The sequence below is a fragment of the Nocardia carnea NBRC 14403 genome, assembly GCF_000308515.1.
GTDB lineage: Bacteria > Actinomycetota > Actinomycetes > Mycobacteriales > Mycobacteriaceae > Nocardia > Nocardia carnea.
Genome location: NZ_BAFV01000018.1, coordinates 237,827 through 243,845 on the forward strand (window position 1 = coordinate 237,827; position 6,019 = coordinate 243,845).

Consider the following 6,019-nt stretch of genomic DNA (forward strand, 5'->3'; position numbering starts at 1 on the left):
CGACGACGTGCAGTAGCCGAGAAGACTGCGCCCAGGTTCCCTCTCCGCGCCCGCGAGCTCTCCTCGGTGCCGACTTCCGTGCGGCGCGATCTGGCCGACGCGAACCGAGCCGACTTGCTCGGCCGCGAGCCGATCACGCGGATGAGCCGGAGAGTTCGAGTGCGGGGCGGCCGACCTGCGCGGCGGTGCGCCGGAACTATGCGGCGCCCTCGCCGAGGTACTGCAACCAGCTCGGATCGAGTTCGTTGACCGTGGACAACAGACGCCAGTGCGGGCCTTTCGGGGAGATCAGCGGTGACCGCAGGGTCCAACCCAGTTCGCTGAGCAGTTTGTCGGCCTTGCGGTGGTTACACGGGGCGCAGCTCGCAACGCAGTTCTCCCAGCTGTGTTCGCCGCCGCGGCTGCGGGGGATGACGTGGTCGATCGTTTCGGCCTTACCGCCGCAGTAGCCGCAGCGGTAGCGGTCGCGCTGCATGAGGGCGGCGCGGGTCATGGGGACCCGCGCGCGGTAGGGGACCCGCACATAGGTGCGCAGGCGGATGACCGAGGGGATGGTGACGGTGGCCCCGGCGGAGTGCAGGACCGGGCCGGTGGGGTCGTGATGGACCGCGTCGGCCTTATCGCAGACCAGCAGCACGATGGCTCGGCGAGCGGGTAGCGCGGTCAGCGGTTCGTAGGTGGCATTGAGCAGCAGGACGCGGCGTTTGAGCCAGCTGATGTGCTGAGTGGGGTGGAGTACAGCGGCGGATTCGCCGCGGGAACGAGCGGAATCGGTATCGGCTGCGGTCTCGGAAGTGTGCCGGTTGACCGCGTGATCGGACAGCAGTTGCAGCGGAGGAGCCCCCGACCCACGAGCGTGGACGTCGGCGGGCTTCAGTTGTCGGTGGCGTATCGCCTCCGGTGATCGGGCGCCGGTCCGTTGCTTCATGTCGACCCCAAATTCTGCGTTTCAAGATCATGTGGTATCTCGCCGGGAGACAAGATTCAGTTGACCATGGAAAGCCCCGGAGTGCACGGTTATTTTGCACAATGGCCGGTTAACTGTCGCTGAAGCGACGTCCGAGGTCAACCGAGTCGACGACGCCGACGCAGACCGGCCGTATCGGGTGGCCGGACACTCCTTCGACGGTACGGACATATCGCCGAATCTGCGAACCCGAGGTGACGCGGGCACAATGGACGGCGCATCCAGCGAAACGAGAGGGTTCATGACTTCGGGTATTCCGGCTGCCGGCGATCCGGCCGGCGAACAGGCCACCATCTCCTTCTACGACGCCGTCGGCGGGGAGGAGACCTTCCACCGGTTGGTGGCAACGTTCTACCGTGAGGTCGCCGCCGACGAGATCCTGCGGCCGATGTATCCCGAACAGGACCTCGGCCCGGCGGAGCGCAGGCTGCGGATGTTCCTCGAACAGTACTGGGGCGGCCCCCGCACCTACTCCGACGAACGCGGCCACCCGCGGCTGCGTATGCGGCATATGCCGTTCGAGATCGGGCCGGTCCAGCGCGATGCCTGGTTGCGCTGTATGCGTATCGCGGTCGCCGAGATCGAGCCGGAGATCCTCGACGACGCCCACCGTCGCCAGCTGCTCGACTACCTGGAAATGGCCGCGAACTCCCTGATGAACGCCGCCTGGTAACCGGGTCGCCCCCCGGCAGGGTGATCAGGCAGCCGTTTCCGCTGTACGCCCCACACTGCGGCGCCGAGTCCAGCGAGGCCCTCGAAGGTTTTGGCCCGTCCCTGCGTTCAGCCCGCGAGACAATGCGCCGCAGGCGCGAGTATCGCGGGCTGAACGCAGGGACCAAGGGGGGCCAAAACCCCGCGCCGCCGGAGGCGGCGCAAATATACACAGCTGGATCGTCTACCTTTATTGTGTGAGCATTCTCGAGACAGTGGCGATTTTCGCCGGTATCCCACTGGGGATCTACCTCATAATCGCTGGTTTGTCGTATCTCGGTAAGCCGCTGCCCGGTGAGAAGCCGGTCCACTTCGATATGAGCAAGAAGTGGACCTCCGCGCCGGTGCTGTGGAGTGCTACCGATGAGGTCACCGGGCACGGTCATTCCTATGATGCCGGTGAATCGTCGCATGGTTCGCATGTGGCGTTCGACGCCCTCGAATCCCCCCAGGAAGCGCTGATCGGAGGCCGGGCAAGTGGCAAGTACTAAGTGGCCTGCGGTGGTCGAGTCCGAACTGCCGCGCGGGTACGTGATCACCAGCAGCGGGCGGGTCTCCGGCGTACACGAGGCCGGTGACGTGTTCATGGAGGCGCCGTTCGACAACGACGAGCGGCTGGCCATGGACAATGTGCTCACCGAGGCGACCCGCGCCACCAAGGTCCGGTTCAACGTCTATATCGGCGACCTCGGGCCCGATGCCGGTGCCACGGTGGACGCACTGTTCCCCACGACTCCGGAGGCGGCGCGGTCGGTGCTCATCGCTGTCTCCCCGAACGATCATGCCGTGGAGGTTCGCTCCGGCCGGGATGTGGCCGAGCGCGCCAATGACCGGGTGTGCCAGCTCGGCGTCACCGCTGCCCTGAGTTCGCTTCGCCAGGGTGAACTGATCGACGGTCTCGTTTCTGCAGTCCGCGTGATGGCGGCTGCCATCGGTCGCTGACCTTCCGGGAGCGCTCGCTACCGACGACGACGGCGCGTCCACCAGTAGGTGGACGCGCCGTTTGCCGTTTCCGGTCAGGAAATATCGAAGGCGCGGGCGCGCAGCGAGCGTTCGATTCCGGCCTTACCTTCGATTACCAGCCGTCGCAGGGCGGGCGGATGATCGGCGGACAGGAACTCGTCGGCGCGGGCCACCGCTTCGTCGCTGATCGCCCAGGCCGGGTACAGCCCGATCACCACGGTCTGCGCGACCTCACTGGACCGGCGCTCCCACACCGCGGGAATCTCCGCGAAATACCGCTCCACGAAGGGCTGCAGCAGGGAGCCCTGCCCCGCGGGGGCGAAACCGTTGACGATGGAGCGCGCGGTGATATTGGGCACCGAATCGTCCTCCATCACCGTGGACCAGGCCGATGCCTTCACCTCGGCGATCGGACGGGCCGTGGCCGCGGTGGCGGCCTGCCGGCGGCCGGCAGCGGTTTCGTCGTTGCGCAGCTCGGCGTCGATGGCTGGGGTCGTGTCCGCGCTCTCGGTGTCGATTTCTCCGGCCGCGGCAAGCGCGGTGAGCAGCCGCCAGCGCAGGTCGGTATCGACGGTGAGTCCGGGTAGACCCACCCCGGCCGGGTCGCCGTCGAGCAGTTCGCGCAGCACCTCGGTATGCCAGGCTGCCAGTTTCGCGCCGGTGAGGGCGTTGACGAACGCCAGCTGGTGGTCGGAACCGCCCTCGGCCTCCCGGGCCAGTTCCAGCAGGCGATTCGCATAATCCTGCCAGCCGGTGGTGTCGGCCCATTCCGGGCCGGCGTAGCTGCGCAGGGCGGTATTGGCCTGCATGAGCAGCCGCTGCACCACTCCGATCTCGGATTCCGCGCCGATACCCCGCTGCACCAGCGCCACGAAATCACGGGCCCGGAACTCGGCCTGCCGGGTCATCTCCCAGGCCGCCGACCAGGCCAGGGTGCGGGGCAGCGGTTCGGCGATATCGGCGATGTGGTTGACCAGGACATCGAGTGAATCGGGGTCCAGGCGGACCGAGCAGTAGGTGAGGTCGTCGTCGTTGATCAGCACGAACTTGCCGCGAGGAACGCCGACGAGTTCTCCGACCTCGGTGCGTTCGGCGGCGGCGAGATCGAGTTCGACCCGTTTCGTGCGGACCAGTTTGCCCTCTTGATCGTCGTAGACGCCGATGGCCAGCCGGTGGACGCGCTGCTCACCGGCACCGGGGGCAGCGCCCTCCTGGATCACGGTGAACGAGGTGAACTTGCCGTCGGCGCCGACCTCGAAATCGGGCCGCAGAATATTGAGGCCGGTGGTCTTGAGCCACTGGGCGCCCCAGTCGGACAGATCGCGTCCGGAGGATTTCTCCAGGGCCGCCAGCAGATCGTCGAAGGTGGCGTTGCCGTAGGCGTGGTCGGCGAAATAGGCGCGCAGCCCGGCCAGGAACGGCTCCAGCCCGACGTAGGCCACCAGCTGTTTCAGCACACTGGCGCCCTTGGCGTAGGTGATGCCGTCGAAATTGACTTCGACAGCGGCCAGATCGGGGATATCGGCGGCGATCGGGTGGGTCGAGGGCAGCTGATCCTGCCGGTAGGCCCACGACTTCTCGACATTCGCGAAGGTGGTCCAGGCGCTCGTGTACTCGGTGGCCTCGGCCTGGCACAGCACGGACGCGAAGGTCGCGAAGGATTCGTTCAACCACAGGTCGTCCCACCACTTCATGGTGACCAGATCGCCGAACCACATATGCGCCATCTCGTGCAGCACGGTTTCGGCGCGGCGTTCATAGGAGGCCCGGGTGACCTTGGACCGGAAGACGTAATCCTCGAGGAAGGTCACCGCCCCGGCGTTCTCCATCGCCCCGGCATTGAACTCCGGCACGAACAGCTGGTCGTATTTGCCGAACGCGTAGGGGAGGCCGAAGTTCTTGTGGTAGAAGCCGAAACCCTGTTTGGTCTCGGTGAACAGCCGGTCGGCGTCCATGAACTCGGCGAGCGAGGCGCGGCAGTAGATACCGAGCGGGATACTGCCGTGGTCGTCGGTGTAGGTATCGGTCCATTCCGCGTACGGTCCGGCGATCAGCGCGACCAGATAGGTGCTCATGAGCGGTGTCGTCGCGAACCGGTGCCGGCCGCCCTCGACGCTGCCGGCGCCGTTGGAGATGACCTTCCAGTCGGCGGGCGCGGTGACCTCGATATCGAAGGTGGCCTTGAGATCGGGCTGGTCGAAGCAGGCGAACATCCGTTTGGCGTCGGCGGTTTCGAACTGGGAGTACAGGTAGACCGCCTCGTCGGCGGGGTCGACGAACCGGTGCAGGCCCTCGCCGGTGTGCGAGTACTCGCAGTCGGCCTCCACCACGAGTTCGTTGCGTTCGGCCAGATCGGGCAGGGTGATACCGGTCGACTCGTCGTAGTCGGCGATATCGAGGGGTTTGCCGTTCAGTACCGCCGAGCGGATGCCGCGGGCGACGATATCGATGAAGGTCTGCGAGCCGGGCTTCGCGGTGAAGGTGACCGTACTGCGCGAGAAGAACGTCTGTTCGCCCGGTTTCCCCGCGCTGTCACTGAGGTCGAGGTCGATGCGGTAGTTCTCGACCGAGACGACGCCGGCGCGTTCGATCGCCTGTTCGCGGGTGAGGTTCGGTGCGGACATCGGGCTCCTTCGATTACACAGAGGTGCGGGCACGAGCGCTGTCCACAATGCCACGTCGGTAAGGTTTGCTTGCAGTGAAGTCAGTTGACTTCGCTCCAGTCGAGGATCAGAGGATCGGAGCCGCAACGTGAAGCATGTGCACGCCGGAAAGGTGCGCGACCTGTACACCGACGGTGACACGCTGCTGCTGGTTGCCTCGGACCGGGTCTCGGTCTACGACGTTTCACTGCCCACACCGATCCCGGACAAGGGCGCGCTGCTGACGCAACTGTCGAACTGGTGGTTCGAATTCTTCGCCGATATCCCCAACCATGTGCTGTCCACCACCGATGTGCCCGCGGAATTCGCCGGCCGGGCGGTGCGGGTGAAGCCGTTGAAGATGGTGCTGGTGGAATGCGTGGCGCGCGGATACCTGGTGGGGTCGGGGTGGAAGGAGTACCAGCGCAGCGGTTCGGTGTGCGGGGTGGCGCTACCGGCCGGGCTGCGCGAAGGTGACCGGCTGCCCGAGCCGATCTTCACGCCGACCACGAAGGTCTCCGATACCGGTCACGACGAACCGATGACTTTCGACCAGGTGGTCGCCCAGGAGGGCCGCGAGATCGCCGAGCAGCTGCGCGACCGCACCCTCGACCTGTACGCCCGGGGCGCGGCGCATGCCGCCGAACGGGGCGTGATCATTGCCGATACCAAGGTCGAGTTCGGCTGGGACGGTGATGTTCTCACGCTCGGCGACGAACTGCTGACCTCGGACTCC

5 protein-coding genes and 1 pseudogene are annotated in these 6,019 nt (G+C 66.1%); 4 read left to right on the forward strand and 2 right to left on the reverse strand.

The features are described from left to right. Nucleotides 1-196: 196 nt before the first annotated feature. Nucleotides 197-928 (reverse strand): HNH endonuclease, encoded by a 732-nt coding sequence (locus tag ON22_RS06440; protein WP_174375558.1) that lies wholly within the window; start codon nucleotides 926-928, stop codon nucleotides 197-199. Nucleotides 929-1,208: 280 nt separating this feature from the next. Here ON22_RS06440 and ON22_RS06445 point away from each other — a divergent pair, with 280 nt between their 5' ends. The 3 genes from ON22_RS06445 (at nucleotide 1,209) to ON22_RS06455 (ending at nucleotide 2,620) form a co-directional block, all read left to right on the forward strand. Further along, complete coding sequence (locus ON22_RS06445; RefSeq protein WP_033247363.1) at nucleotides 1,209-1,640, forward strand: globin; 432 nt, start codon at nucleotides 1,209-1,211, stop codon at nucleotides 1,638-1,640. Nucleotides 1,641-1,875: 235 nt separating this feature from the next. Beyond that, the gene (gene ctaJ / locus ON22_RS06450; RefSeq protein WP_033247364.1) at nucleotides 1,876-2,169 is read left to right on the forward strand and encodes an aa3-type cytochrome oxidase subunit CtaJ; all 294 of its coding nucleotides are present in this window, start codon (nucleotides 1,876-1,878) and stop codon (nucleotides 2,167-2,169) included. A gap of 10 nt (nucleotides 2,170-2,179) precedes the next feature. Further along, nucleotides 2,180-2,620 carry a DUF5130 domain-containing protein gene (locus ON22_RS06455; RefSeq protein WP_033247365.1) on the forward strand — a complete coding sequence of 147 codons (441 nt, stop codon included), beginning with the start codon at nucleotides 2,180-2,182 and terminating at the stop codon, nucleotides 2,618-2,620. Between the two features lie 74 nt (nucleotides 2,621-2,694). Here the strand turns inward: ON22_RS06455 and pepN are convergent, their stop codons facing one another. Continuing rightward, entirely contained in the window at nucleotides 2,695-5,265 is a 2,571-nt protein-coding gene (pepN, locus tag ON22_RS06460) for an aminopeptidase N (protein ID WP_033247366.1), read from the reverse strand. Between the two features lie 124 nt (nucleotides 5,266-5,389). On the opposite strand from pepN, the pseudogene ON22_RS06465 reads away from it, so the two are divergent. Then, nucleotides 5,390-6,019 (forward strand): annotated as a pseudogene (locus ON22_RS06465) (phosphoribosylaminoimidazolesuccinocarboxamide synthase); the annotation flags it as partial.